We start from the raw sequence: 26,126 nt of genomic DNA, 5'->3' as shown, positions 1-26,126 counted from the left end.
CACCACCTCACGCTTTCCTGAGCTTCGGGTTGAGGATCTTATCAAGGGCCGTACCTATCAGAACGAAGGTAAGGCCGACGATCGCTATCCCGAATCCGGGCGGGAGCACCCACCACCAGTAACCCTTGTTGGTTGCCGATTGCGTCTGGGCGGCGTTGAGTATCTGCCCCCACGTGACGGCGGTTGGATCGCCTATGCCGAGGAAACTCAGCGAGGCCTCAGCTATGACCGCACCGGGGACACTGAGGGCTATGACCGCAAAGGCGTAGGGGAGAAGCTGGGGAAGTATGTGCTTGAGGATTATCCTGCCGTTGCCGGCACCGAGGGCCCTGGCCGCCTCAATGTAGGTCTGCTCCTTGATCTGGAGGGCCATACTCCTCGAAATCCTTGCTATTCCCATCCAGCCGAAGATGACCAGCAACAGGACTATGAACGTAAGGGTTATGTGTCCCGCCGTGGCACCTATGAGGATCAGTATGGGAAGGCTCGGAATGGTGGCGAATATCTCGTTGACACGCATCATGGCCTCGTCTGTTAGTCCCCCGAGGTAGGCGCTCGTGACCCCGTAAACAAGCCCTATGATGGTGCTTATGAGGGAGACGAGGATGCCCACGGTCAGCGAAACCCTGCTACCCCATATAAGACCTGCCCAGAGGTCCCTGCCGAGGTAGTCCGTGCCCATTGTCCCGTAACTCCTTCCGAGGAACGTCACTTTGAGGTTATCGTAGGAGATCTGGTTGTCCTTGGGGGCGGGGTTGTTTATCCTCAGGATGAGTTTGTAGGTCCCGTGTAAAGGTTCTGGGTTCTTGATGATCTTACTCGCGTTCATTCCCGGCTCAACTCTGGCGAACATCGGGGCGACCATATCTTCTATAAGTATCGTTTGGAGGGGCACGTCAAACATGGTTATCTTCCTGCCCTCAGTAACGTTGACGAGCCATATGTAAAAGTTGGTTGAGATCTTGCTGTCCCTTCCGATGGAGATTACCTCCCCGGAGCTGAGCTGACTGCCTATGAGCAGGGGGATCTCCTTTCCATCTGGCCTGAGGAGGTAAACGTCAATGGTGGGGGTGTTGTAGGGGGAGTTGACTGTTACGTTAAAGCCCCTGATGTTGATTCCCTGGGGCCCACCGACGTAGCCTTCCGGGAAGTTATAGTCCGCCTCGATCACCGTTACCGTATCGCTCGGGTGACTTATGCTCAGATCGTTGAGGTGGTATATTTCTTGGGTAACGAGCTTCTGGGAGGTGAACATGTTGTACCACGTTGGTGGAACGCTCTTGGGGTTGTCCTCCCAGTACTGGGAGCTCCTCCATTTGGTCGGGAGATCCTGTATCGTCAGGTAGGGTGCTGAAAGTGCGACTAACACGAGTATGACGAGGAGAATGACACCGAGTATTCCCGTCTTCTCCCTCTTGAACTCCTGAAGGAATTCCTTAAATCCTTCCTTGACGTCTACCCATCTCATTGTGAATCACCTCACATGTTGGCGGAAGCACCAACCTTGACACGCGGGTCGAGGAATCCGTAGACCATGTCCGCAAGGACCACTCCAGCCAGGTAGAGCACGGTGAAGAAGTAAGTCAGCCCTATGAGGAGGTTGGTTTCGTTCTGCTGAAGGGCAACCCAGTAGAGCCTGCCCATTCCAGGGTAGTTGAAGACGAGCTCGCTGATGATGGCACCACCGAGTGAACCGAGCAGTGAAAAGATTATCATGGTGACTATCGGCGGGGAAGCGGCCCTGAGGGCGTGACCGTAGATGATCTTGCGCTCCGGTAGACCCTTTGCCTTGGCTGCCATGATGAAGTCCTCCTGCAGGGTACCTATCATGATGTTCCTCGTCGTCCATGCCCAGCCCCCAAATGCGACGAAGACGTACGTGAGCACCGGGAGGGTTAACTTCCAGAGGACGTCCTTAACGTGGGCCCAGCCGGTGAGTTGGGGGTCAAAGAGTGAACTGATTGGGAACCATCCGAGTTTGTACGAAAATATCAGGAGGAACATCATTCCCGTCCACCACATCGGCAGGCTGTAGGTGAGGAGTGCGAACACTGAAAGTCCCCTGTCAAAGGCACTGCCCGCGTGCCTCGCGGCCCTGACTCCAAGGAATATACCCAGTATGATGGTTATTATTGTGGCCGTTGTGAAGAGAAGAACGCTCCTCGGAACGGCAACCTTGATGATGTCCGAGACGTTGTTGGTACCGAAAATCGGCATGCTCGTCTTACCGAAGTCAAGCTTCAACGTACGCACGGTTTTACGGAAGACTTTCTGCCACAATGGGAGGTTCAGCTCGTATTTTCTTTCAAGGAGCTCCTTCTGTGCTTTTTTGGCCTGTTCAAAGGCTTCAAGACCCTGACTCTTCTTGATTTGAGCACCGGTGGTTCTTTCCCATTGCATCAGTTCCTCTTCCATTCTGGATCTGTTGCTCTTCTCGGCAACCTTAACGAACAGCGCCGAGATAATAAACGTCACTATCAACAGTACCAGAAGAGCGTTTAGAATCCTGAATACAAGATACCTGCCGTACCCCATCTTTCCACCTCCGCGTAGCCGTGTTCAACGTATCTTTTTCAGCGTTGTAAAACTACTTTATATATCTTACTGCATGAATGTGCACATTTTCATAGAAGTACACCGGAGAAAAATTCGGGAAGGAAAGAAGAAAAGAACGAAAGCACTTCACTTCTTGGCGTAGTACCAGGCGGCCGCGATGATTACGATCACCACCAGGCCGATGACAACCCATGTGGTGGTGCTGGTTCCACCGGCCGCGGTTGTTGTCTCCGTTGGGCTTGGGCTTGAGGTTGTAGGTGTGGTGGTCGCTGTCGCGGTTGGGCTTGAAGTTGTGCTTGTAGTTGTGGTGGTTGAGCTTGAAGTTGTGCTCGTAGTTGTGGTGGTTGTGGTTGTAGTTGTTGTCTTCGTCAGGTCCTCCATGGTGAGGCCCGAGATCTTCATCATGACCTTGGCGAGGTCGTCAACGTGCTCCTTGGTGAGGAGGTCGAGCCAGAGAACTCCCTCGGCACCGCTGCTGAAGGAGTAGGTCTTGTCAATGCCGTACTCCTTGCTATTGGCAACGAGTTCGCCCATGGCCCAGTAGAGCTCCCACGGGAGCTGCGGGTAGAACACGTAGAACCCTGCGGTCATGTCGTCGGCAAGCGGGTGCTCGTAGGTACCGTAGGCTACGTAACCGTCGTCTGTCCACTGCAGACCGAGGATGCTGGAAAGGCTTCCGGCGGTTCCACCGAGGCTCTCGTCGTAGTACGGATCGTCGGGTCCGTCCTTGTAGGCCCAGGTGTAGAGGAACGCGATGTAGTACTTGAGGTCATCGAGGTTGCCCTTAACGCCGTTGTGCCACTCACCGAAGTCACAGCTGACCTTAACCTTAACCTTGGCCTCCTTGCCGGCGTTCTCGGCGATCCATCCCTGCGTCTGGTTGTAGATGACGGCATCGTCCGGGACTGTGAAGCTACCGCGCTCGAGGGTCCACTTGCACCTGTACGGGCTAACTATACCGTCGAAGTTCGTGGTGCTTCCGTAGTCCCTGATGAGGTTCCAAACGCGGACACTGTAAACGTCACTGAGACCGCCAATCGGGTTAAAGGCGCTCATGAACATTGCACCGGTCGAGGCGAACTGGGCTATCTTGAGGTGCTTGTCCGGGGTCTCGGCGGTCATAACGCTCCAGCGCTGGCCGATACCGGTGCTGGCTTCAGGTGTGATCTTGGTGACCCTCTCCTTGTTGGCCGGGTAGAACTCCCAAGTCTCGATCAGGAAGACCCTCTCGCTCTCGAGGACACCCACGAGCATGCTTATCTTCTGGAGGTCCCAGTACTGTTCCTTGGTGGTTATCTTTATCGGCTCCTCCGGAACGAGGTCGGCGTTAATGTGGGAGGTACCTTCAACGGCCGACTTGCTTATCTCGAAGTACGTCAGGAGGTACGTGAGCTCCTCCTCGGTCCACTTGAGCATCGGACCGAGCTTGTCGGCGCTGGTGTAGTATTCGGTACCTATCTTCTGGAGACCGGCGTTAACATCGCCGTTGCCGATGTACTTGAGGGCATCCTCGATGGTGACGGTGTTAACGTGCTTCGGCTCAACGGCACCGGGAACGTATCCGTACCAGGCCGCGTAGAACCAGGCGGTGTAATCGTCAATCCAGACGCTTGGGATACCGCTGGTACCCCATCCGCCGGTGTAGATGTTCCACTCATAGTTGCTCGGGGGCTTGGCGAAGACGACCTGACCGGCTTTCTGCCTGTCCCAGAGAAGCCTCTCAACCTTGAACCCGACCTTCTTCTCGAGAAGGTCCGCAACGTAGAGACCGATGTCCTTCCTCTCGTCCTCGATACGGATGATGAACTTAACCGTCACGGGGTTGCCGTCGAAGTACCACATACCATCGCTCTTCTTCTCAAGGGTGTGTCCGTAGTTGGCAACCTGCTGGGCGGCCTTGTTCATGGCGTTCTCTATGATCTGGAGCGCAAAGTCCTCGTTACCGGCTCCGCTGATGCCGAGGGCCTGATAAACCGGCTCGAAGTACTTGTCAGCCGGGTGGCTCGGCCTGATGCAGCCAAGCATCGGGGCACCGCTTCCCTGGTATATGTTCTGGACGATGTAATCCCTGCTTATGAGGTAGTTCATGGCAAACCTGACTTCCCTGATGGCAAAGGGGTTGAAGTAAACGTTGTCACCCACGGTGACGATTGGAGCGTCCTTGTCCGGGTCGTGATAGGTGTTGAAGGTAAGCTCGTTGTAGGAGCTGGCGCTCTTGTAGAGGTTGAGCTTGGCGAGAACGTCGGCACCGAGGCCCTGATACTTGCCGGCGGGGAAGGAGAACATACCGAGGTCGTACTCCCCTTTGGCTATCTGGAGGATAACGGTCTCGGGGTTCTGGACACCCTGGTACTCGATAACATCGGCGTAGCCATCCTTCGGAAGGGTGTCGGTGTAGATCGTCCTCTGACCGTTAAACTTCTCGAGCTTGAGGTAGAGGTTCTCGGGGGAGTACATGACGAGCATGTACGGACCGTTGCTGATGACGAAGTGGCCGTACTGGAGGTACCACTGGAGGTCGGCCTTGAAGCGGGCCTTGGCCTCGTCGCTGTTCAGGGGTATGTCCTTGGGGGTGTAGTCGGTTGCGCTAACCCCACGAACTGCAAAAATACTAAACAACATCAGGCCCATAACAAACAATCCCAGAGCCTTCTTCATTTCACTGCCTCCTTCACTTTCTGGCAACGTTGCCCCATACGGTGTATGATGGCATCGACATATACATCGAAAGCCTATTTAAGGGTTACGTTCGTGTAAAAGTAGCGATGCTAAAAAGGCCCGTTGGATGCCTTAAACATCCCCATGGGAAGACATCTAACCCCTACGGCGTGTTGCGTTTTTCAGGTGGCTTCTATTTCAGTTTATTGTCCTAAAAGAACCCGCAAAGGATTAAGAAGGCACCAAGATGTAGTAGAAAGTTCAGAAAATTATTGGGGGTCTTTTTTGATGCTGGGAAGAAGGCAAAAACTTAAAACCGGCCACCATTAACCCGGTGGCGGGCGTTATGTACGATCTCGTTCTTAAGGGAAGGTTCCTGAAGGATGGGGGGTTAACGGAGGGAAGCGTGGGAGTTCTCGACGGTAGAATCTCCAGAATATCCCGGGGCGGATTGAAGGGAGAAAGGCTGATTGAGATCGGGAATGGACAGGTCCTGCTCCCCGGCCTTATAGACGTTCACGTCCACCTCAGGGATTTCAGGCAGAGCTCCAAGGAGACGATCCGGAGCGGAACGATGGCGGCCGTACACGGCGGGATAACAACGGTTTTCGACATGCCCAACACGGATCCGGCCGTAACCAGTGCGGAAACTTTTGAAAAAAGGATGAAGGCTTTCAGGGGAAGGAGCTACGCCGATTATGCCCTGAGTTTTCTTGTGAACGGGAACTGCGGGGAGGCGGGAAGGGTAAAGGCAGATTTTTACAAGATATTCATGGGAGCCTCAACGGGCGGGTTTTTTTCGATGGACTTCGAGAAAGATTACGGGTGCGCACCCGGGGTGGTGAGCGTTCACGCGGAGGACCCGGAGGTGATAACAAAAAACCCGGATAGACCTCCCGAAGCGGAGGTAAGGGCGATCAAAAGGGCGCTAAGAGCGGCAGAACGCTTAAAAAAGCCCCTGAATATCTGCCACGTCACCACCGAAGGGGGAATTGGTTCAATACTCGGGGCAAACCTCCCATGGGTCAGCTTCGAGGTAACGCCACACCACCTCTTCCTGACGAAGAAGGACTACGAGAAGAACCCCTTTCTAAAGGTGTACCCCCCGCTGAGGGACGAGAGGCACAGGAAAGCCCTCTGGAAAAACTTCGGGAGAATTCCCATAATAGCCAGCGATCACGCACCTCACACCCCAGAGGACAAAGAAAGCGGGGCTGCTGGAATTCCCGGCCTTGAAACAGAGGTTTCCTTGCTCCTCGATGCTGTGAACAGGGGTTTGATAACCCTTTTTGATGTAGTGGAAAAGATGCACGAGAATCCCATCAGGGTTTTCGGGATAAGAAACAAGGGGCTTGAAGCTGGAAGGGATGCCGATTTTACGGTCGTGGATCTTCGAAGGGAGTGGAAGGTTAAACCGGAGGAGTTTTACACGAAGGCAAAATGGAGCCCGTGGGAGGGTAAAAAACTAAAGGGAAAGGTTGTGATGACGATTCTACACGGAAAGGTGGTTATGGAAGGAGATGAAATCGTGGGAAAGCCCGAGGGGGTCAGGATCCATGCTGGAAAGAACAACCCTTGAGGAAACGTGGGAGGTTGCAAAGGACGTTAAGGCCTTCAGGTTCGAAAGGAGGTTCGAATTCGAGGCCGGCCAGTTCGTGATGGTCTGGCTTCCCGGGGTCGGGGAGAAGCCCTTCAGTCTGGCATGGGAGGATCTGATACTCGTCAAACGCGTTGGACCCTTCACCTCCAGACTCTTTGAACTCGGGGAGGGGGACGACCTCTGGATAAGGGGACCCTACGGGAGGGGCTTTGAGCCGAAGGGGAGCAGAGTGGCACTCGTTGCCGGTGGTATCGGGATCCCGCCCCTCTACGCCCTTGCGAGGCAAAGGAGGAAGGATTTTGAGGAGGTCACGCTCATCTACGGGGCACGCTCGAGGGACGAACTGGCGCTTATGGACGCCGAAAATTACGTTGATGACGTTGTTATAACGACGGATGACGGCTCGGCCGGCAGGAGGGGCTTTCCAACGGAAGTCCTGAGTGAGATGAAGGACCGGCTGGACGAGGTGTACGCCTGCGGTCCGGAGCCAATGCTCAGGGCTGTGCTGAGGATAATGGACTACAGGAACGTCCAGATCTCCGCCGAGAGGTACATGAAGTGCGGGATCGGGGTGTGCGGTTCCTGCAGTCTCGGAAAGTACCTCGTCTGCAGGGACGGGCCGGTCTTCGATGGCCCTCAGCTCCGGGGACTCCTCTGACGGGTCACCTTTTTAAACTTCATTCTCCCTTTTGGATCGGTGAGTGGATGAGGTACAGCTGGGAGGAGTTTGCGAGGAGAATGGGGGTGGAACCTCAGATCCTTGAGAACAGGGAGGCGAAGATCCTTAAAAGGTTCGTCATGGAGCTGAAGGTTCCGACCCACTGTGAGGGCTGCGAGGGGCTCGATCTGAGCAACCCGAACCCGGTTCATCATGCGAGCTACGAGCTTACCCCCGCCTGCAACCACGATTGCATATTCTGCTATTCCAACGTTGCCGTAAAGCTCGGGAGGGCTCCAAAGCCCGGTTACTACGGTGGAGACAATCCGCACGCCATAACCGTCTCCCAGTACGGGGAGCCTCTGATGAGCCCGAGGATAGTTGAGGTTAACAGAATGCTTCGCGAGAGGTTTCCGGAGGCGAGGCTCGATCTACAGACCAACGGCTCTCTCCTGACCGAGGAACTGTGGAACAGGCTCGATTTCGACCTCGTGATGATAAGCCTCGACGCTTCGAACAGGGAGAAGCACCTGAAAATCACGGGCGCGGACACTTTTGATGCCGTCGTGAGGGCCCTCGGGATAGTTGGAAGAGACAAAAGCGTCCGCTCCGTCGTTAGGACCATATTCATGCCGGGCATAAACGACGATGATATACCCAGAATAGCTGAGCTTGCAGCATCGCTTGGCGTGGATGAGATGATGCTCCAGCCCCTTACCCTTCACGAGCTTAACGTTGAGAGGCTCAGGAAAGGGGGGCTTGATTTTGAGAGGGCCGAAAGCGTGAGGGAGTACCTTAACGCGGCCATGGAGGCGAAGGGGTACATAGACACGAGAATCAGCGGTTGCCAGTTAGTCATCTATAGGACCATGGATCCCCTGACGCTCTTCAGTGCGAGGCGCGTTGTCAGGGACGTTGCACCCGCCGTAAAGAGGGAACGGAAAAGCCTGGACGGGAAGGTTTAATTGCAGTTTCCATCCCTTATGAAGGGGAGGGGGTATGACACGTGAGCTGCTGGTCCTCACGTTGCTCACCCTCTTTCTGCTCGTCAGGGTTTACCTGACGCTGTGGAGGGTCTTCAGCAACTTGACTGGAAGGACGTGGAGGAAGGTTCTGCGGGTTGACGTTCCCGAAAATGAAAAGAAGGGTCTCGAAAGGATATACAAGTTAACATGGCTCATCATCGGGACGTGGGCCTTTCTCAGGCTCTGGAACTGGAGCCTCTCCGGAGTCACCGCGTCACTCTTCGGTTTTCTGGCCTTCAGGGGAGGGGCGGGCATAACAAAGCTCCTCGTCTACGGCCTCCATGACCACAGGGTAATCCGGGAATACACCAGAGAGGGCAGGGCCCTTGGGGTGATCGGAAGAGCTACAGAAATGGCCCTACTCGTGGAGACCATCTTCGTCGTCGCCTTTGCCCTTGCCTACAGGACCCTCTCGGTAACCCTCGGATCGAGCGGTATGGGTGCGAACAGGTTTATCCTGTACCTCTGGATTGGGGGGCTTGTCTTTGGCGCCGCCTTTGGATGGTTAGTGGCGAGGAACAACCGTGGGATCCTGCTCGGGAACGAGATAGCCGTCGTGGGTTTATTCACAACGAGGAAGGTACAGAAAAAGGCCGGGAAAATTCCCAGAGGGTTAAATCGCGGTCTCTTAAAAAGGTGATGACCGGGAACTCAGGGGATGGCGTCACCGATGTGACTCCTCAATTTTTTCAGGGCGGTTTCTATTACCTCTTCCCCACTGGCCCTGAAGCCGCCGCCCTTTGCGAGGGTTTCGCTCCCCCCTCCCCCTCCTCCAAGCTCCGAAAGGACCTCCCTCAAAAGGTCCCTCATCGAGAGACCCTCGACGTTCCTGTTCTTTGCGAATACTGCGTAGTTTCTGCCTGCAACTAAGACAACGGTCCCGGGGTTCCTTTCCACGAGGTAAACCGCGAAGGCCTGAACATCCTTCATAGGGGCATCCTCAATATACCTGATGACCTTTAAGCCACCGATCTCCTCGGCTTCCTCAAGCAGAGCCCTCGCCTTCCACTTCCAGAGTTCCTTTCTGAGGGCGTCCTTTTCTTCCTGCAGTTTTTTCATCTCCCTCTTGAGCTCATCAACGCGTTCAACCAGCGGGGGATTCTTGTTGGGCATTTCCCCGAGGCCCGCCCAGTAGTCCGATATGAGCCCGTTGAGATACTTCAGAGCCCTGTTTCCGCAGGCGAACTCGATGCGCCAGAGTTTTCTGCTCTTCCTGTAGAAGTTGAGCACCTTTACCATGCCGACCTCCCGCGTGCTCCTCACGTGCGTCCCACCACAGGGCACCCTATCAACGCCCGGGATGGATACTATCCTTATGGGGGGCTTTACCTTCTCGGAGAGATCCTTTCTGAGCTTCCCCTTAAGCTCCCCGGGGAGCTCATCGTAAACCCTGACTTCGACCGGCAGATCCGACCACAGGATCTCGTTGGCCCTCCTCTCGACCTCGAGGATCGCCTCCCACGTGAGCTCCCCCGGATAGTCTATCTCTATTTTGTTGTGGTCCTCGAATATCTGGAAGCCCGTCGTTTTGGCCCCGTAAAGCTCTTCAAAAACCGCCGACAGGATATGCTGGCCCGTGTGCTGGCGCATGTTCTCGTAGCGCCATTCGGCATCGAGGATCATCCTTACCGGCTCCCCGGGCTCCGGGAGACGTCCCTCAAGCTTCCCCTCGTGCCATACGTCCTCTTTCCCCTCCACCCTTTCAACGGTTATTCTGAACCCCTCACCGGATATGGTCCCCCTATCCGAAGGCTGGCCGCCTCCTTCCGGATAGAAGATCGTGTCCTCGAGCAGAATCCTCACTCTGGAACCTTTCTTCTCAACGGCAACGACGCCCGTTTCAGCTTCCCACAGGTAAGCGTCCCTGTAAAACAGCTTCTCCGTCATGAGACCACCGTGAAAAAAATAGGGCACGGGATAAAAGGATTTTCCTCATCCACCTGCCCGGGCCTCAATCAGGGCCTTAACCCTCTTCAGCCTGAAGAAGTTCTCGCGCTCCATCTCGTCCAGTCGCTGTTCGATGAACCTCATTGTAGCCTCCATGCGCGGTATTATGATGTATTCGAGGGCATTGACGCGCCTCTTTGTAACCTCTATCTCCCTCGCGAGCCTCTTCAGGGTCTCCTCCACCTCGGCCAGACGGACCGCAGTTTCGAGGACTTCCTCGAACTTCTCCGAGGCGACGTCAACCTTTACCGAGCTCGAGACGAAGGCGTAGCCCCTTTCATCCGCGCCCCTTCTGAAGGATTCGGCCTCGATGAGGGGAACGGGCACCCCCATGACGTTCCTTTCCTTTATCTCAACCTCCCGGTTGGGCTTCACGGAGAGGGCTATCTCCTTCAGGCGGAGGGTCCCGGCGTCCATTTCCGCGGCCTGAAGGGCCCTGAAAGCCTCGGCCATTTTCTCTCCGAGCTCCCCCCTGAGCCGTAAAGCTTCGTCGTATATCGTGAGGAACTCCATAACGAGGGCATCCTGTTTGTCCTTCAGGAGCTTGTGGCCCTTTCTGGCGAGGGTAATGCGCCTCTTGAGGTTGAGGAGTTCCATGCGGGTTGGCTTTACGTTGAGCAGCTCTGCCATCTCAACCACCTGAAATCCGGGAGGTCAGCCCTCCCTTTTTCTGTACTTCGGGTGGTACTTGAGGATGTACTCCTTCCTGATGCGCTTGAGCTCGCCCTCGGGCAGCTCCGCGAGGAGTTCCCAGCCGAGGTCGAGGGTCTCGAAGATGCCCCTGTCCTCGTCATAGCGCTGCGCTACAAATTCCCTCTCGAACCTGTCCGCGAATTTGAGGTACTTCCTGTCCGTCTCGCTTAGGGCCTCTTCACCGACGACCGCTACGAGGTCCCTCAGAGAGCGTCCTTCTGCGTAAGCAGCGTAGAGCTGCTGGCTGAGCTGCGGATGGTCTTCCCTCGTCATTCCCTTACCGATACCGTCCTTCATCAGCCTGCTAAGGCTCGGAAGGACGTCGATGGGTGGATAGACACCCTTCCGGTGGAGTTCCCTGCTCAGAACTATCTGGCCCTCGGTGATGTAGCCGGTGAGGTCCGGTATCGGGTGGGTTATGTCATCGTCCGGCATCGTCAGGATGGGCACCTGAGTTATGCTACCCTTCCTTCCCCTAACACGACCGGCGCGCTCGTAGATCGTAGCCAGATCGGTGTACATGTAACCCGGATAACCGCGCCTTCCTGGAACCTCTTCCCTCGCCGCTGAGATCTCACGCAGTGCCTCCGCGTAGTTGGTCATGTCCGTCAGTATGACCAGCACCTGCATGTCGTAGTCGTAGGCAAGGTATTCGGCAACCGTGAGCGCCATACGGGGGGTGATGATCCTCTCGATGGCCGGGTCGTCTGCCAGATTGAGGAAGAGAACGGCTCTCTCTATAGCACCCGTCTCCTCCAGGCTCTTCCTGAAGAAGCTGGCCTCCTCGTAGGTGATGCCCATGGCGGCAAAGACCACGGCAAACTTCTCCTCCTCGCCGAGAACCTTCGCCTGTCTGGCTATCTGTGCCGCGAGCATGTTGTGGGGAAGACCGGAACCGCTGAAGATCGGCAGTTTCTGACCGCGGATGAGGGTGTTCATCCCGTCTATCGCGCTGATACCCGTCTGGATGAAGTCCCTCGGGTAGGCCCTCGCGACCGGATTGAGGGGGGCACCGTGAACGTCCCTTCTGTCCTCGGGAATTATCTCGGGACCGCCGTCTATGGGCCTTCCGATACCGTTGAAGACCCTGCCGAGCATGTCCATCGAAACGGGAACCTTGAGGGTCTCACCCGTAAAGCGAACGCTCGTCGTTCTTACGTCAAGATCCCTCGTACCCTCGAAAACCTGAATTACGGCCATGTCCTCTCTGGCCTCGAGAACCTGTCCCTTCCTCTTCTCACCGCTCTGGGTTTCTACCTCAACAACCTCACCGTAGGCGACGCCCTTGACGCCCTGAACGATCATTAGCGGGCCGTAGATCTTGCTAACGGTTGAATACTCCATTCCCGGCATCGACATCACGCCCCATACTCCTTGAAGAGCTTCTCAAACTGCTCGTTCGTTTCGTCGATAAGGGCCCTGATCTTCTCAACGTCGGGCTCGAACTTCATGCGGCCTATCTTCTCCCTGACCGGGAGCTTGGCGATCTCCTCAACGGGAACGCCTTTGTCGATGGCCTCCATAGTTCTCTCGTGGAAGTTGAGGATGACCCTCATCATGGTAACCTGCTTCTTCGGCGGGCAGTAGGTGTCGACCTCGTCGAAGGCGTCCTGCTGGAGGTAGTCCTCACGGATCATCCTCGTGACGAGGAGCGTTGCCTTTTCCCTGTCGGGCAGAGCGTCGGGACCGACTATCCTGACTATCTCCTGAAGTTCGGCCTCCTTCTGGAGGAGCGCCATGGCCTGATCGCGCATCTTCCTCCACTCTGGATCGACGTTTTCATGCCACCAGTCCTGGACCGCGTCGAGGTAGAGCGAGTAACTCCTCAGCCAGTTGATGGCCGGGAAGTGCCTCCTCCTTGCCAGATCGGCATCGAGAGCCCAGAACACCTTGACTACCCTCAGGGTGTTCTGAACCACGGGCTCGCTGAAGTCACCGCCGGGCGGTGAGACTGCCCCTGTGACCGAGACGCTTCCGATCCTTCCGTCGCTCCCGAGTGCTACCACCCTGCCGGCACGCTCGTAGAATTCGGCTATCCTGCTCGCGAGGTAGGCCGGATAACCTTCTTCACCCGGCATCTCCTCAAGCCTACCCGAGATCTCCCTCAAAGCCTCGGCCCATCTTGAGGTTGAGTCGGCCATCAAAGCAACGTCGTAACCCTGATCACGGAAGTACTCGGCTATCGTGATCCCCGTGTAGATGGAGGCCTCACGGGCGGCAACGGGCATGTTCGAGGTGTTCGCTATGAGAACGGTTCTCTCCATGAGCGGCTTTCCGGTCTTCGGGTCCTTGAGCTTGGGGAACTCCTCGAGAACGTCCGTCATCTCGTTTCCGCGCTCACCGCAGCCTATGTAGACAACAACCTGAGCGTCGCTCCACTTGGCCAGCTGGTGCTGGGTTACCGTCTTCCCCGAACCGAAGGGTCCGGGAATGGCCGCGGTTCCGCCCTTTGCCTGACTGAAGAACGTGTCTATGGTTCTCTGGCCGGTGATGAGAGGAACCTCCGGTGGGAGTTTTTTCGCGTAGGGTCTCTTCACACGGACGGGCCAGCGGTGGTACATCTTGAGCTTCTCAACGTTCCCGTCAGGCTTTTTCACCTTCGCTATGACCTCCTCGATGGTGTAATCGCCCTCCTCGGCTATCTCGATTACCTCTCCCTCGATCCCGGGTGGAACAAGGATTCTGTGCTCGATGATGCTCGTCTCCGGAACCACGCCGAGAACGTCACCGGAGGTCACCCTGTCCCCGGCCTTCACCTTCGGGGTGAAGTGCCACTTCTTATCCCTCGGCAGGGCCGGGGCCGTAAGGCCTCTCGCTATGAAGTCCCCGCTGAGGTTTCTGAGGACCTCAAGGGGCCTCTGGATACCGTCGTACATGGCCGTTAAAAGTCCCGGGCCGAGCTCAACGCTCAGGGAAGAGCCTGTTCCCTCGACGGGTTCACCGGGTCTGATCCCCGTGGTTTCTTCGTAGACCTGTATGACGGCTCTGTCACCTTCAAGGCGGATGATTTCTCCTATAAGGCCCATTTCGCCGACGCGGACGACCTCGTACATCTTGCTTCCCTTCATCCCGTCGGCAACCACCAAAGGACCGGTAACTCGAATTATCCTTCCCATTTCTTTCACCTCTTTACCTCAACACCGATTGCCTTCCTAACGATTCTTCTGATGGCTTCCTCACCGAGCCGTGAACCGGACTTGTCCGGCACCTGAATGATGATCGGAACTTTCACATCCGGAAGCTCAATCCTTCCGGCGAATCTCTCGGTTATCAGTATTATCCCAACGTCATCCCTATTGACGAGCTCCTTCAGCTTGTTTTTGAGGCGCTCCATCTCCGTAGGGGTGTCGTTGAAGGAGTAGACCTCGTGGGCACCGGCCAGCTTGAAGCCAAGTGCCGTGTCCCTGTCGCCGAGCACCGCAATCTTCATGCAACATCACCCACGAGTTCCTTTATCCTCTCCGGTTCGACCCCGTCCTCTATCAGCTTGGCTATGGCCCTGAGCTTCCTTATCTCCCTCTCCCTTTTGAGGATGTAACCGAGCGGTGTGGCGACGCTGAGGGGGTAGAACCTCGTGAGCTCACCCATCCTTTCAAGGATGTACTTATCCAACGCCCTCTCAAGGACGCTCAGGTCCTTCTCCACTTCCTCTCTGACGTCCCTGATGACCTTCCCGTACCTCGTGGAATCGAGCTCGGCGAGGGCCATGCTCAGGTCCTCGACGTGGATGAGCGGGTCGAGTTTCACGCTTCCCCCCGGGATTACGAGCGACTTTATCTTCTCGGAGTCCATTCCCGCCGCCTTCGCCCGGAGGACGGTGAGGATGTTGGTTCTGTCGATCCTGAGTCTGACGAACTCCTCAAGGATAACCCTCTCGTCGTTCTTCTTCGAGAGTGCATAGCTGAGAAGCTTCCCGTAGTGCATCCTGTAGAGCTCGGTCTCGAACTCCTGAATTGATATCTCACCCAGAAGCAGCCTCTGGTACGGTCCCTCGTAGGGTGTCCCCTCGAGGATCACGAGCATCTCCTCCGGGCTCTTTGCTTCGGCCATGGCTTTAACCTTGGGGAGCATCGGGCCGATCTCCATGACGTAATCGCTCGCTGGTTCTCCCCTGAACTTAGCTTTCACCACGCTGGTCACGTTCCTGACGTCCCACTCCTCAAGCATGAGCCTGAAGAAGGGACTCACCCTACCGGGAAGGATCTTGATCATGAGCTCGTAGGTTCCGGCGAGGGCCCTCTCGAGGGAACGCTCTATCTCCTCAACGTTGTAGGTCGATATCCCGGTGAGATAGTCCCTGTAGTCGGTGTCCTCGAGGTTAACCACGAAGTTCTGCAGGGTTCTGCTCTCCGCCAGTTCGTTGAAGCGCTGTTCGCTGAGGAGCTTTGCCTCCATGGCGTTTATTCTGGCGTTCGGATAGGAGTAGGGAGTGTACTTCCACACTATTGCGGCGGTCTTGTAGCCCACCCACGTGAAAATAATGGCCAGCGTCGTGTCGAGGATTGCGCTTATGGGTCCGGTTTCCATTGGCCTCACCCGAAGAGAGCCCCGGCTATCTCCGCCCTCAGCTCGCTCTCAAACCTCTCGATCCTCGCCTCGAAGGTGTTGTCAACCCTAACAGATCCATCTGGAGTCTCAACGAGGATTCCGCCCGTGGTGGAGATGGGCTCGCCGAGATGTATCTCAACTTCCCTTCCCAGCTTTGAGGAAACCTCTCCCCTGAATTCCTGAAGCCTTGCCTCGAGCAGCCTGAGGGTTCTCTCGTTGGACCTGAGGACGGCCTTTTCCACACCGAGTTCCTTCAGGGCCTCTGCGGTAAGATCCACGAGCATCGGAAAGTACTCTTCATCCCCAAGTTCCGCGAGTCTGTCCCTGAGGGCGCTTATTACCTCCCTGATGAGGGATTCCTGAACCTCAAGGCGCTTTTTCCTGACCTCGAGGCGGGCGCCGGCTATTATGCGCTGCTTTTCCGTCTCGGCCTGCGTTCTGGCCTTTCTCAGTACCCACTCGGCCCTCGCTTCGGCCCTCTTCCTGGCCTCTTCTCTGATCCTCTCGGCCTCCTTCCGGGCTTCCTCGAGTATGTAACGTATCTTCTCTTCCGCTTCCCTGTTGATCTCCTGAATGATGGTTTCTGCTCCTTCCATCTTCCTTCCTCCCGGGTTATAAAGAAAGTTTACGGAGTCAGAAGCCGACTCCGGTCACTATCATGATCAACGCACCCACGAGACCGAAGATGGCCATGGTCTCCGCCATAGCGGCGAATATGATGCCCTGAGTGAAGGTCTTCGGGTTCTTGGCGACGGCACCGATGCCCGCACCGGCTATGATTCCCTGCGGTATTGCCGAGAGACCGGTAAGGCCCACCGTCAATCCGGCGCCCAGGAGGATGGCGCTCTTGACAATGTTGTCCATGCTGTTCGGGTCGGTGAACTTGAAGCCGCCACCGAGGATTCCGGAAACCATCAGGATGAGGAACAGCGTGATCAGCCCGTATATGCTCTGGGTCATTGGCAGACCCTCGAGGATGAGGGCGTTCTTAAAGTTCCTCTCGTCCTCGGCGACGACTCCGGCTGCGGCAGCACCCGCTATACCCACTCCAAAGGCCGACGCCGCTCCGGCTATTCCTGCGGCGAGGGCCGCACCAAGGGACACGTAAACTATCGGATCCATCTTTCATGCACCTCCTTAACTTTCAAGTTCCAGTTCCGAAACCTCTCTTTTTGCCCTGAAGGGCTCGAAGGGTTTACCATCACCCGAATAGAACGTTCCAAAAAACTCAACGTATTGAAGACGGAGAGAGTGAACGAACGCCCCGAGGGCGTTTATGGCGACCGAAAATATCTGGCCACCGGCAAACAGCAGGATTCCTACGACTACCCCTATCGGCACGGGGCCGATGTTTATTCCCCAGACCATCTGGGTGAGCACGTTGACGACCATGGCGATTCCGGCCGTGGCAAGGGCGAGGGCCATGAGCCTTGCGTAGCTGAGCCAGCTGCCCACGAAACCGAAGAAGTCCGATATGACCAGCAGTAAGGCCAGTGCCCCGTTCTTGAGCTCGCTGAGGACAAACAGCACCAGACCCGCTCCAAAGAGGACCTTTCCGGGCATTTCAAGTGCGGGGTTTCTGCTCGCCAGGAACAGGGCGCTTATTCCGGGTATTATGAGCATCCAGGAGAGCTGGTCGAGTACTGCATCCTTAATCTCGCCGTTTTTGAGCTTGACTATGAATCCGGTGGTGTAGCCTATGAAGAGGTGGGTTATGCCTATCGCAAGGGCCAGCTCAAGCACCACGAGCGCGTCCCTGAAGGTGTCCCAAACGCGCGGGACCCTGAACCCCGCTAAATCGAGGGCGTTTCCAAAGTAGCTGCCGAAGACTACACCCATGGCCATGGTGAAGAACGAACTTACCAGCAGGGTGTATGCGAACTTGTAGGTGCCGTCATTGAACTTTCTGTGCCCGGCGACGAGGAGTGCCGCCACTATCGCTATTATGAGGCCGTACATGAAGTCCGTGAGCATGAACCCGAAGAAGAAGGAGTAGGTGAAGGTTATTATCGGCGTCGGGTCTATCTCGTTGTACTTTGGAACGCCGTACATCTGGGTGAGCATCTCAAAGGGTCTGGCCCATGAGGGGTTCTTCAGCTTTATCGGAATCTCTTCGAGCTCTTCCTCGGTCGGTTCGCGGACGTTGATGTAAGCCTTTCCTCCGGTTATTCGTTTAATGCCCTCGATGACCTCTGGAACATCGCTCCTTGGAAGCCAGCCGGTCAGGGCGAAGGTCATGTTCGTTCTGGCCAGCATCGGGAGGGCGGTTGCCTTGTCACGCTCGTTCTCCACCAGCTCCTGATAAAAGACGACATCATCGTAGTATTTCTCCGCCAGCGCTTCCGCCTCTTTTCTCGCTTCCTCAAGCTCCCTTTCCTTCTCCCTGAGTTTATCCATGTAAACGTCCATGAGCTCCTTAGGGGTTCCCTCCCCTTCCGGAACCTCGATCCTCTCGAAGGAGTACTTCGCCAGAACGGGATTGGCCCTTTCGTAGTCCTTTCGGAGGAAGACAAAAATAGCGACGGTTTTATCCTTTAGCTCCCTGGAGACGGCAACGACCCTTCCTTCAGTGGCCCCTCTGACGTCCTCAAGGAGGCCCTTAAACCTGTTTCTCTCAACCGTTCCAACCGCTATCTCAAGCATGTCCGTTGGTCTCAGGTAGGAGACGTCGATGTTAAAGACCGATAGGAGCTCCAGAGTGGCTATATCTTCCTTTATCCTCTCGATCTCCGTCTGGATGGAGGTTATCCTGCCCTCGGCGGCCTTTATCTCCGGCTCAACTACCGCCAGAAACTCCTCGACGTCTTTTATAAGGGCCTCCACTCCCCGGTACCTGTACCTTCTCCTCTCCCTCTCCCGGGGAAATATGAACTCCCTGATCCCTCCCCCGGAGGATTTCCTGTAGGCTTTGAGGAATTCGGCAAGCCTTGAGATGGTTATCGAGTAGGAAGCGGCCTTCCGGTGGTACTCGTTGGGTGAATCCTTCTGCGCCATGCTGACGTCGAGCTCCCTTACCTCAACCGCACCGCTCTCGTGAAGGTAGGTTAACAGGTCGTCCCTGTACCTGCTGAGCGTGATGGTTTCTATTCTCACCATCTCTTCGGGCCTGAACATCTCAGCTCCCTCTCACGAGCGATATCCCGGCGGAGATTGCCTTCTCGAGGTTGTTGGTTGCCCTGATCTTGAGCTCTTCGATCTCGGACTCCCCGGCTTCCAGTATCTTTCTGGCTTCCTCCTCACCCTCGCGGCGGGCCTGCTCTATAAGTGATCCTCCTTCCCTCTCAGCCTTTTCAATAACTTCCCTTTCGAGGAGTTTGGCCTCTTCGCGGGCTTTGAGGATTATCCTCTTTGCCTCCTCTCTGGCCCCTTCTATCCGCTCTTCCGCCAGTTTTTCTGCCTCAACGATCTGCTTAATGACCTCCTCCATTATCGGCCCCCCTGTCAATGAAAACCCGTGATCTTTATTTCACCTGTACTTTTTTGGACCGCTTTAAATAGTTTTCGAAACCATTCATAGGCCTATGGAAAAGGAAAAGAGGGAGGTAGAACAGGTTAACTTTCATTTTCGGGCTTCTTCTTTTCCAGAAGATTCTTCACCGTGTCGAGGGCGCTGTTTTTTGCGAATATGATGATCTGTCCCCTGTTCGGGAGCTTTGTATCACCGGAGGGAATCGTCAGGTTTCCTTTCTCGTCGTAGATTGCAACCATGAGCGCGTCCTTCGGCAGTTTCAGATCCCTGACCAGTTTGCCGGCTATCTCGCTCTTTTCATCGATGGTAAAGCGGACTATTTCGGCGCCTTCCTTCGGATAGAGAACCCTGTCGAAGCCCGGTGTGACTATGTTCCTGCTGATGTACTCCGCGGCTATCTCCTCGGGACTTATGACGAAGTCGAAGTAGCGCTTGAGGTCGGTTACCTCTTCAAAGATGCGCCTGTTCTGGGGGTTGCTTATCCTGAGGGACGTCTTTATATTTCCGTTCAGGTGCTTCGCCAGTATGCAGGCCAGCAGGTTGGCGTCGTCCTTTCCGGTTAAAGCCGCAAAGGCATCGGCCTGCTTTATGTTGGCCTCTTCGAGGGTTTTTGGATCCGTGGCATCACCCTCTATAACGAGGCCGTTTATGAGGAGCGAGAGCTCCTTGGCGCGCCCCTTGTCCTTCTCTATTATCGTCACGTCGTGTCCCTCGCTTTCGAGCATCTTTGCAACGAGGTAACCAACCCTCCCGGCGCCCATTATCACGACGAACATCAGTCCTCACCGAGCAGGTATTTGGCTATTTCTGCGTACGCGGGCCTCGTTATCAGGATTCCAATGAGCACTCCGAGTATCGTCGTGAAGGCGAAGCCCTTTAGCGTTCCGACGAAGTAAACCAGCAGGAAGCTCATTGCCGCTATGGTGGTTGCCGCGGAGGCGAAGATGACAAAGAAGGCCCTTCCCATTCTCTTGAGCATACTGGAGCGCCTTTTTATTCTGGTCGTCGTTTCCTCACCGAGGAGCTCGTCGGTTATGACCACCTGCTGGTCAACGCCAGTACCTATGGCCGCTATGATGCCCGCTATGCTTGGGAGGTCGAGGTTCCACCTGATCAGGGCCGCAACTCCAAGGATGATCAGGGCCTCGAAGAAGCTCGTGCTCGCAACGGGTATGGCTATCTCCCACCTGCGGTAGTGGAGGTAAACGATCAGGAGAACCGCCACGAGCGCTCCTATCCCGGCGTAGAGGGCCTGAGTTCTGAAGCTCTCACCGAGCCTCGGGGATATGAACTCCGTGCCTATTACGGTTAGCTTCACCGGAAGGGAACCGCTCTTTAGAATCGTGTAGATTGTGTTCGCCTCCGCCTCGGCCGTGAGCCTGTCGGGTGAGCTTCCCGTTATCTGAACGTCCTGCTGGGCCTTTCCAACCGTCAGACCCTCACCGAGGGAATAGGGGCCGTAAAGTCCAAGGATTCTTACTACGAGCGCGTGGTCACTTTCTCCCTCCTTCCTCTGAACGTACCCCACGGTCAGGTTCATCCCCTCGAGTTGCGCCTGAAGTTCCCCGGGAACGTCAACGAGGACCACCCTGTTCTTCCCATCGGCGAGCTTTGCTATCTCCTCCGCACTCTGGTTGGAATAGGCGACGACGCTTATGTTGAAGGCCCTTCCGATCCTCTCGAGCAGGGTTGGAGCCTCGGGTGCCTGCGCGTTGAACTCCGAACTGTTCATCGTCCTGTAAACGCTCTCGGGAACGACCAGCAGGGAGTTGACGGGCGGGTCAAGAAACATGTCAACCGGCCATCCGGTCTTACCGTAGGCGAGTTTGGCGAACTTCTCGGCGGCACTCTTGGAGATCCTGAAAGGAACGCTCCAGCTGTTGTCCGTGTTTATCTTGTAGGTGCCAACGTACTCAATGTCCTTTCCGGTCCCGAAGATGGTTCCGTTGAACTCCATGTAGAAGACACCCTGACTCTCGATGACCTCCTTTATACGGTTCGCCTCCCGGGAACTGCTGACGTTGGCAACCTTAACGAGGACTATCTGATCCCCCTGAGCTTCAACCCTTATGTCCCTCAGACCGAGGGTGTTCAACCTCTTCTGAAGGGAATCGACGACGAGCTCCATCGTCTTCGTATCGACCGGGTGCTCGGTCTGGGCAACGAGCGCAACACCACCGCTTATATCTATACCAAAGGTGAGCGGCCTGAGGATAAGGCCAGCTGTAGATCCTACGAGGACCAGAATGAGTAGGAGTATCCTCGGGTTCAGGAGAAGCTTTTTGGTTCTCCTCTTCATGCTTTACCACCCCTTGTGAGGTACCACTTCAGAACACCGGCGTTGAGGATCCACGTGTTCATAAAATCCGCAAGAAGACCGAACATCAGAACAACGGCTATGTTGTCTATCGTCTGGCTGGTGGAGATTATCCAGAGGACAAACAGAGCCCCAAGGGTTGTCGTGCTCATCGTGAAGCCCGTGGAAACCGCCGACAGATAGGCCTTTTCTATGGAACCCTCCTTCCTTTTGAGGAGTTTCGTTGTGAGGAGTATGTTGCTGTCCACGGTGTAACCTATGAGCATGAGCAGGGCCGCTATGGTGGCCGTGGTCAGCTCGATTCCGGAGACCCCCATGAGCGCCACTGCTATCGTCATGTCCGAGAGGGCGGAGAATATTATCGTGAGCGAGGGCACGAGGTTCCTGAAGAACAGGAAGACCACGACCGCCATGGCAAGGAAGGCAAACACCAGCGCCTTGATTCCCTGCTGCTGCGCTATCTTCCCAAAGGTCGGCTGGACCTCACTCTGGGTGTACTCCGCATCCGGATACCTCTCCTTCATGACGTCGATTATTTTAACCGGATCCGTTCCTGTTGGGGCGTAAACCCTGACGCCACTGCTCTGAATCCCCGTGAACTTCTCAACCCTCACGTCCACGCCGAGTTTATCGCTCAGGTAACCCGCCAGTTCGTCGGGGTTACCGTTGACCCCGTAGGCTGTAACCACGACACCGCCCTTCAGGTCTATTCCCAGCGTTGGAGAGTTGACCGCAAGAAGCACAAGGGCGATCAGGAAGACCGCGAGCGGGTAGGTTATCATCTTTCTGTACTCCATCCGGGCAAGAACGCTCAATCTTCTTTCCTTTGCTCCCACGGTGTCGGTGGGTTTTGCTTTCGATTTGGACTTTGACATACTTCCACCTCTCGAGAGGTTTTGATAAGACCGCCGTTAGTTGGGAACATGGGTTTTAAAGATTAGTGGTTGATCCCGCGGGGCCATCTGGGGATTGAATCAGGGCCCGAAATCCTTTTAAATCAATTTGAAAGACCTTGAAGAGCGTTTAATGAATCTCTGACCGATATGGGTAATTCAAAGTCAAAACAACCCCGTTGAGGCCTTCCCTTCGGGGCTTAACTTTAAAAAGGGTAGGTTTAAAGGTGCAAGGGAGGTGGGAGCCATGAGCGAGATAGAGACGATAGGGTTCCACTACATTGTTGAGGCTGCCGGTTGCGATCCCGAAATTCTCGGTGACGCTAACAGGCTCAGGGAGATATTCCTTGAAGCGGCCAAGGTTGGTAAGATGGAAATTAAGGCGAGTTACTTCTTCAAGTTCTCCCCTACGGGAGTGAGCGGGATGGTCATCGTTGCCGAGAGCCACATCTCCATCCACACGTGGCCCGAGAGGGGTTACGCAGCTCTGGACGTTTACACCTGCGGGACCAGTGCTGATCCTGAAGCGGCCGTTGATTACATCCTTGAAAGGATAAAGGCCAGATACGCCCACGTTTCCGAGGTAAAGCGTGGAATAGAAGAGGACGATGATACCTTCACCCACATGATACTCACGTGGGAAGAAAGCCTGAGAAAATAAGAATCCAAAAAGGCTAATCCAAAAGGGCTTTGGGAGGTTTTCTTCACTCGAGGAGCCTTTCGAGTTCCTCCTTTACTTTCTTCAGCCCGTCCCTGAGCTCCCTCATCTTCGCCTCGAGTTCCTCTTTCTCCTTCCTGACCGTCTCGAGCTCAAGCTTGAGCTTCTCGTACTCCTCCTTTGCCACGAACTCCCCAGAACTGCCTTTTTCTATTATCTCCAGAGTCCTGACGAGCTCCTCAAGTCTTCCGCCCTTGATGAGCTCATAGGTTTCCCTGACCAGCTGTCCCGCCTTGGTCTCCCCTTTGAGGTGCTTCCTGATGGTCTGCTCGGTCCTGCCGAGCTCGTTTGCTATCTCTGACACGCTCATGTTCGCCTTTTCCCTCGCTATTGCCCCCGCAGCAACCGCCAGACTGTCCACCCACGTCAGCCTCTCGGCCGGATCTTTTATCAGTTCAATAACCTCCGGCCTGAAGAGCGTAGCGAACAGAAGTATGCTCTCCAGCCGGTGTATCTCCTGCCTTCCAATCGGGTTAAGGGGTACCTCCACCTTCATAACACCACCTCCTCCTTTTTCTTCAGAACCCTGTCGGAATGGACCCTGATTCCTTTATCCGTTATATCGAAGGGATGCCTTCTCATTGAGTGTGATGTTCCCCTCATCTTCCACACTATGAGGGAGCGTTTAAGCTCGCCGTCTATCTCGTCGAGATCGAGCCTTATTATTCCATCGACGCCGTGTTCAACACCGGGTCCGCCGAAACCTCTCTCGCCGACGCTGATCTGGCTTACGAAGATGCTGGTGCACCCCAGTCCGGCTAAAACCCTCTTGAGCTGGAGAACTATGCTCCTTGCCATCGCCGGTTTGTTTATGTAGAGGGTTGTAACCGAATCGACCACGACCCTCTTTGCTCCGATGTCCGTTACTGCCTGTCTCAAAACGTCTATAAACTCCCTCACGTCCGTTAAATCGTGGACAATGTACTTTTCATACTCCTTTGACTTCCCTATTCCGGAGGTAAACGCGTCCACCATGGCAAATAGCCCTTTCTCCTCGTACTCTCTGACGTCCCATCCGAATCCTGCCATGTTCTGCCTCACCTGAACCGGATGTTCCTCGAAGGCCACGTAAACCCCGGGTTCGCCCATTTTTAAGCCGTTCCATAGAAACTGCTGGCTGAAGATGCTCTTCCCCGTCCCGGGTCCACCGCTGAGAAGTACCACGTTCCTCTCTGGAATCCCCCCGTGAAGAATCTCGTCCATACCCGGAATCCCGGTTTTAATCCTCTTCATCCGCTTCACCTCCATAACGAACTTTTCGTGATGATTTAAGCCCGGTTGAGTAGAATAATCTTTTAGTTACATTTGTTTTTATTATGCTGGGGATATTTAAGCTTTACGCCTAAGGACCCTCACCGGTGCCTTCTTATGAACTCTCCAACGTCCGTAACGTTCAGGATGAACTTCCTTCTGCTACGCGGGTTTATTCTCCCGATGCCGAGAAGGACCCCGTTCTCATCGTAAACAACGAGCTTCTTCGTTCCCTCCCAGTGGTATCTCCTCACCCCGTTCCTTGGCACGTCCTTTCCGGTCGTGAAGAGAAAGCCCGCCTTCGGAGTTAGAACCGCGTAGTTCCTCTCAACCTCAACGAAGTAGAAGAACTCCACGTTCGGGTAGAACTTCTCGACGAGGTTTTCATCCACCTTTATCGTGCCCACGAAGGTTCCGTAGGAGTAGGGTTTGACCCTCATCCTCTCTATTTCCCGCCACAGCCTCTCGTTAACCGCGTAAACGTCTCTGAACGTTCCTTCCACGATCGCGAAAAAATCATGTTTTAGCTCCCCGTACTTCTCAGCTTCCCGCAGGATCAGGTCGTACTCCCACGCCGAGGCCCTTCGGTAGACGAGCTTTTCTTCCATGGTCCAAGCCCCGGTGAAGGCCTTAAAACCTTAACCCGTCGTCGGTTGAAATGGTAGTTCATCAAGAAGCTCTGCAAGGCCCTCAACGTCGGTTTTCTCGAACTCCTCCCTGAACCTGAGATCGAGTTCGGCTATCTCCTCCGGACTCACGATTTTTTCCGGGTTTTCGGCTTTTATTCCGGGGCAGTTCGCGTCGTAGTAGAGCCAGAGTTTTCTACCCCTGTACTCAAAAGCCCTCTCACCCTCCACTCCCAGGGGCTTCTCCGAGACCATGAAGGGGTAGATCCTGCATATCAGGGGCCTTACCCGGTGTATCCTGCACTTTCCGGTTTCAGGGTCGTGGAAGACACAGCCCAGATCCCACTCCCTGATGCTCAGCACGAAGCGGACTTTATTTCCCTCCACCGAGAACGTCACGAATTCCTCCGGGTCGTAACCGGCCTTTGCTATTCTCTCCACGTCTCCCAGCGTCAGATACACATGTCTTCCCCTGCAGCAGTCGAGGCAGAACATGCATCTGAAAGGGAGTGGTTCGGTGAAGGGCTTCGGTTCGAACCTCACGTTATCATCCCCTCCCGAGGGCGACCCTAAAGGCTCCCCAGTCCGTTCTTTCTCCATAGGTAACCGTGAAGTTGACCGTTTCGTAGTTCTTTACGGGGGAGTTTTTGTGGAATATCATCACGTAGCCGCTTTCGAGGTACCAGTAGAATATCTCCCCGGCCTCGTGGACTGGAAGCTTTTTGAACAGATGCTGGCTCAAGGGGATCTCCCTGGCGCAGTCATACTCCCTCTGCCACCCTCTTGACGAACCGCCCCACTCCCACACGTCAATGCACCAGCCGGGTGTGTTCACCCTGAGGATGAGGGTATCGCCCCTATCGTCGTTGCCCTTCAACACGAGGAGGTTGTTCTGGGACGTTACCATAACGGCGTTGGTGTAGTTAACGGAGCCAAACGTGAGGTTCCGGGCCAGAACTATCCGGCCCTTCGGTGCGGCGACCCCCCACGGATTCGTCTGATGGGTTAGCAGGGGGTAGTAAACGATCATGAATATGGCCGTTCCAAAGGCCAGCACCGTCAGGAGGACCTTTAACCGGAAGGACGTCTCGTAGGACAACCGGAACTTTTTTACCACCCTCTCACCCGACCCGGGTTGTTCAGCGATGCTTAAAAGTTTTACCACGC

Annotated in this window: 25 protein-coding genes and 1 pseudogene; 5 read left to right on the top strand and 21 right to left on the bottom strand. The window is 55.3% G+C overall.

Going from position 1 to position 26,126, the window contains the following annotated elements; genetic code table 11:
• Positions 1–7: 7 nt before the first annotated feature.
• The 3 genes from A3L12_RS02520 to A3L12_RS02510 all read right to left on the bottom strand — a co-directional run bounded on the left by A3L12_RS02520 (position 8) and on the right by A3L12_RS02510 (position 5,214).
• Positions 8–1,468: an ABC transporter permease gene (locus A3L12_RS02520; RefSeq protein WP_088882146.1), complete on the bottom strand. Its 1,461-nt coding sequence runs from the start codon at positions 1,466–1,468 to the stop codon at positions 8–10.
• 11 nt (positions 1,469–1,479) lie between these two features.
• Positions 1,480–2,535, bottom strand: coding sequence for an ABC transporter permease (locus A3L12_RS02515; protein ID WP_088882145.1), 1,056 nt, complete (start codon positions 2,533–2,535; stop codon positions 1,480–1,482).
• 147 nt (positions 2,536–2,682) lie between these two features.
• Positions 2,683–5,214 (bottom strand): ABC transporter substrate-binding protein, encoded by a 2,532-nt coding sequence (locus tag A3L12_RS02510; RefSeq protein ID WP_088882144.1) that lies wholly within the window; start codon positions 5,212–5,214, stop codon positions 2,683–2,685.
• Positions 5,215–5,560: 346 nt separating this feature from the next.
• On the opposite strand from A3L12_RS02510, the gene A3L12_RS02505 reads away from it, so the two are divergent.
• The 4 genes from A3L12_RS02505 to A3L12_RS02490 are packed head-to-tail and all read left to right on the top strand — an operon-like array spanning position 5,561 to position 9,137.
• Positions 5,561–6,793 (top strand): dihydroorotase, encoded by a 1,233-nt coding sequence (locus A3L12_RS02505; RefSeq protein WP_088882143.1) that lies wholly within the window; start codon positions 5,561–5,563, stop codon positions 6,791–6,793.
• Complete coding sequence (locus A3L12_RS02500) at positions 6,771–7,472, top strand: dihydroorotate dehydrogenase electron transfer subunit (RefSeq protein WP_088882142.1); 702 nt, start codon at positions 6,771–6,773, stop codon at positions 7,470–7,472. The genes A3L12_RS02505 and A3L12_RS02500 overlap by 23 nt, the downstream gene beginning before the upstream one ends.
• Positions 7,473–7,519: 47 nt before the next feature.
• Positions 7,520–8,437 carry a radical SAM protein gene (locus tag A3L12_RS02495; protein WP_088882141.1) on the top strand — a complete coding sequence of 306 codons (918 nt, stop codon included), beginning with the start codon at positions 7,520–7,522 and terminating at the stop codon, positions 8,435–8,437.
• A gap of 34 nt (positions 8,438–8,471) precedes the next feature.
• Positions 8,472–9,137 (top strand): hypothetical protein, encoded by a 666-nt coding sequence (locus tag A3L12_RS02490; RefSeq protein WP_088882140.1) that lies wholly within the window; start codon positions 8,472–8,474, stop codon positions 9,135–9,137.
• An 11-nt stretch (positions 9,138–9,148) separates the two neighbouring features.
• Here A3L12_RS02490 and A3L12_RS02485 read toward each other — a convergent pair whose 3' ends face one another.
• The 13 genes from A3L12_RS02485 to A3L12_RS02425 all read right to left on the bottom strand — a co-directional run bounded on the left by A3L12_RS02485 (position 9,149) and on the right by A3L12_RS02425 (position 22,346).
• Positions 9,149–10,384 carry a DHHA1 domain-containing protein gene (locus A3L12_RS02485; RefSeq protein ID WP_088882139.1) on the bottom strand — a complete coding sequence of 412 codons (1,236 nt, stop codon included), beginning with the start codon at positions 10,382–10,384 and terminating at the stop codon, positions 9,149–9,151.
• 45 nt (positions 10,385–10,429) lie between these two features.
• Positions 10,430–11,074: a V-type ATP synthase subunit D gene (locus A3L12_RS02480; RefSeq protein WP_088882138.1), complete on the bottom strand. Its 645-nt coding sequence runs from the start codon at positions 11,072–11,074 to the stop codon at positions 10,430–10,432.
• A gap of 24 nt (positions 11,075–11,098) precedes the next feature.
• Positions 11,099–12,490 carry an ATP synthase subunit B gene (locus A3L12_RS02475; RefSeq protein WP_088882137.1) on the bottom strand — a complete coding sequence of 464 codons (1,392 nt, stop codon included), beginning with the start codon at positions 12,488–12,490 and terminating at the stop codon, positions 11,099–11,101.
• A 5-nt stretch (positions 12,491–12,495) separates the two neighbouring features.
• Complete coding sequence (locus A3L12_RS02470) at positions 12,496–14,253, bottom strand: ATP synthase subunit A (RefSeq protein ID WP_088882136.1); 1,758 nt, start codon at positions 14,251–14,253, stop codon at positions 12,496–12,498.
• A gap of 5 nt (positions 14,254–14,258) precedes the next feature.
• Positions 14,259–14,567, bottom strand: coding sequence for a V-type ATP synthase subunit F (locus tag A3L12_RS02465; protein ID WP_088882135.1), 309 nt, complete (start codon positions 14,565–14,567; stop codon positions 14,259–14,261).
• Positions 14,564–15,664, bottom strand: a complete 1,101-nt coding sequence (locus tag A3L12_RS02460) for a V-type ATP synthase subunit C (protein ID WP_088882134.1) — start codon at positions 15,662–15,664, stop codon at positions 14,564–14,566. Before A3L12_RS02460 ends, A3L12_RS02465 begins: the two co-directional genes overlap by 4 nt.
• A gap of 5 nt (positions 15,665–15,669) precedes the next feature.
• Positions 15,670–16,281, bottom strand: a complete 612-nt coding sequence (locus A3L12_RS02455) for a V-type ATP synthase subunit E (RefSeq protein WP_088882133.1) — start codon at positions 16,279–16,281, stop codon at positions 15,670–15,672.
• A 37-nt stretch (positions 16,282–16,318) separates the two neighbouring features.
• Entirely contained in the window at positions 16,319–16,807 is a 489-nt protein-coding gene (locus A3L12_RS02450) for a V-type ATP synthase subunit K (RefSeq protein ID WP_088882132.1), read from the bottom strand.
• Positions 16,808–16,822: 15 nt separating this feature from the next.
• Positions 16,823–18,799 carry a V-type ATP synthase subunit I gene (locus A3L12_RS02445; RefSeq protein WP_088882131.1) on the bottom strand — a complete coding sequence of 659 codons (1,977 nt, stop codon included), beginning with the start codon at positions 18,797–18,799 and terminating at the stop codon, positions 16,823–16,825.
• Position 18,800: 1 nt separating this feature from the next.
• Positions 18,801–19,112, bottom strand: a complete 312-nt coding sequence (locus A3L12_RS02440; protein WP_088882130.1) for a V-type ATP synthase subunit H — start codon at positions 19,110–19,112, stop codon at positions 18,801–18,803.
• A 125-nt stretch (positions 19,113–19,237) separates the two neighbouring features.
• Positions 19,238–19,930 carry a TrkA family potassium uptake protein gene (locus tag A3L12_RS02435; RefSeq protein WP_088882129.1) on the bottom strand — a complete coding sequence of 231 codons (693 nt, stop codon included), beginning with the start codon at positions 19,928–19,930 and terminating at the stop codon, positions 19,238–19,240.
• The gene (locus A3L12_RS02430) at positions 19,930–21,453 is read right to left on the bottom strand and encodes a preprotein translocase subunit SecD (RefSeq protein ID WP_088882128.1); all 1,524 of its coding nucleotides are present in this window, start codon (positions 21,451–21,453) and stop codon (positions 19,930–19,932) included. The genes A3L12_RS02435 and A3L12_RS02430 overlap by 1 nt, the downstream gene beginning before the upstream one ends.
• Positions 21,450–22,346, bottom strand: a complete 897-nt coding sequence (locus A3L12_RS02425) for a protein translocase subunit SecF (RefSeq protein ID WP_088882127.1) — start codon at positions 22,344–22,346, stop codon at positions 21,450–21,452. Before A3L12_RS02425 ends, A3L12_RS02430 begins: the two co-directional genes overlap by 4 nt.
• A 274-nt stretch (positions 22,347–22,620) precedes the next feature.
• On the opposite strand from A3L12_RS02425, the gene speD reads away from it, so the two are divergent.
• Positions 22,621–23,025 (top strand): adenosylmethionine decarboxylase, encoded by a 405-nt coding sequence (gene speD, locus A3L12_RS02420; protein WP_088883199.1) that lies wholly within the window; start codon positions 22,621–22,623, stop codon positions 23,023–23,025.
• A gap of 52 nt (positions 23,026–23,077) precedes the next feature.
• On the opposite strand, the pseudogene A3L12_RS02415 reads toward speD, so the two are convergent.
• The 5 genes and pseudogenes from A3L12_RS02415 to A3L12_RS02395 all read right to left on the bottom strand — a co-directional run.
• A pseudogene (locus tag A3L12_RS02415) lies at positions 23,078–23,578 on the bottom strand (hypothetical protein); the annotation flags it as partial.
• Entirely contained in the window at positions 23,575–24,315 is a 741-nt protein-coding gene (locus A3L12_RS02410; RefSeq protein WP_088882125.1) for a KaiC domain-containing protein, read from the bottom strand. The pseudogene A3L12_RS02415 and the gene A3L12_RS02410, both read right to left, overlap by 4 nt.
• Before the next feature lie 119 nt (positions 24,316–24,434).
• Entirely contained in the window at positions 24,435–24,941 is a 507-nt protein-coding gene (locus A3L12_RS02405) for a PUA domain-containing protein (protein WP_088882124.1), read from the bottom strand.
• A gap of 30 nt (positions 24,942–24,971) precedes the next feature.
• A complete protein-coding gene (locus A3L12_RS02400; protein ID WP_088882123.1) occupies positions 24,972–25,502 on the bottom strand; it encodes a YkgJ family cysteine cluster protein in 531 nt (176 codons plus the stop codon).
• Positions 25,503–25,506: 4 nt separating this feature from the next.
• Positions 25,507–26,076 carry a hypothetical protein gene (locus tag A3L12_RS02395; RefSeq protein ID WP_232462903.1) on the bottom strand — a complete coding sequence of 190 codons (570 nt, stop codon included), beginning with the start codon at positions 26,074–26,076 and terminating at the stop codon, positions 25,507–25,509.
• Positions 26,077–26,126: the final 50 nt, after the last annotated feature.

It is taken from the genome of Thermococcus sp. P6, assembly GCF_002214525.1.
Taxonomy (GTDB): Archaea; Methanobacteriota_B; Thermococci; order Thermococcales; family Thermococcaceae; genus Thermococcus.
The sequence above is the reverse complement of the archived record's forward strand: the minus strand, read 5'-3'. Positions and strand labels throughout refer to the sequence as shown.